The sequence below is a fragment of the Pseudomonas sp. 30_B genome (assembly GCF_017491605.1).
Lineage (GTDB): Bacteria > Pseudomonadota > Gammaproteobacteria > Pseudomonadales > Pseudomonadaceae > Pseudomonas.
The window spans coordinates 1-901 of sequence record NZ_JAFGYY010000067.1; the positions used below are offsets into that span (position 1 = coordinate 1).

General features: G+C 58.5%; 1 protein-coding gene. It reads left to right on the top strand.

Annotated elements, in window-relative coordinates; all coding sequences use genetic code 11:
• Positions 1-490, top strand: a 490-nt coding sequence (gene speG, locus J5M67_RS27230) for a spermidine N1-acetyltransferase (protein ID WP_207888517.1), incomplete at its 5' end; no start/stop codon positions are given.
• Between the last annotated feature and the right edge of the window lie 411 nt (positions 491-901).

Consider the following 901-nt stretch of genomic DNA (forward strand, 5'->3'; position numbering starts at 1 on the left):
CGAACTGAACAATGACGCGAAGATCATGCGTTACTGGTTCGAAGAGCCGTACGAAACGTTCACCGAGCTGTCGCAGCTGTACGACCAGCACGTGCACGACCAGCGCGAGCGCCGCTTCGTCGCGTTCGATTCCGACGGCGAGCTCGTCGGTCTCGTCGAGCTGATCGAGCTCGACTACATCCACCGCCGCGGCGAGTTCCAGATCATCATTGCGCCGAACCGGCAAGGGCGCGGTTTTGCGACGCGCGCGACGCGGCTCGCCGTCGAATATGCGTTCAAGGTGCTGAACCTGCGCAAGCTGTATTTGATCGTCGACAAATCGAATGTCGCCGCGATCCGGGTTTACGAGAAATGCGGTTTCAAGCACGAGGCCGAACTAATCGAAGAATTTTTTGGTAACGGCCAGTATCACAATGCATTGAGAATGTGCATTTTTCAGCGTGATTATTTCGCCGCGCAGCCGGGCGCGGAATTGCACGCACGCGAATAAAGCCGGCCGGCATGCATGCCGGAGCGCCGTGCCGGCCGGGCGATGCCGGTATTGCGACAGGACGAATGCCGGGTGCGAATGCGCCTGGCATTTTTTTTGTATTCGGCAGATCAAAGGATTTCCATGCGGCGGCGCGATATTTTTAGACGACTTTATGTGCAGTGCATCAAATCGATGGGCGGCCGCCTTTGAATTACCCGGCCGGTTCATCGTGGAAAAGCGCCGGCAATCGAAAGGCTTGTAGGGCAAGACTTTTGGGCATCCGAAAAATCGGGATGGCGCATTTGCGCCGTGGCGGCGCGCCCCGCCGCGGGCCGCGAACGAGGCTGCGCAACGGGTGCGGCAATTCGCCGCTATTGCGGTCGCACAACGATTGTGCTTGCGCTTGCCTTGGCTTCTCCTAGCATGAGT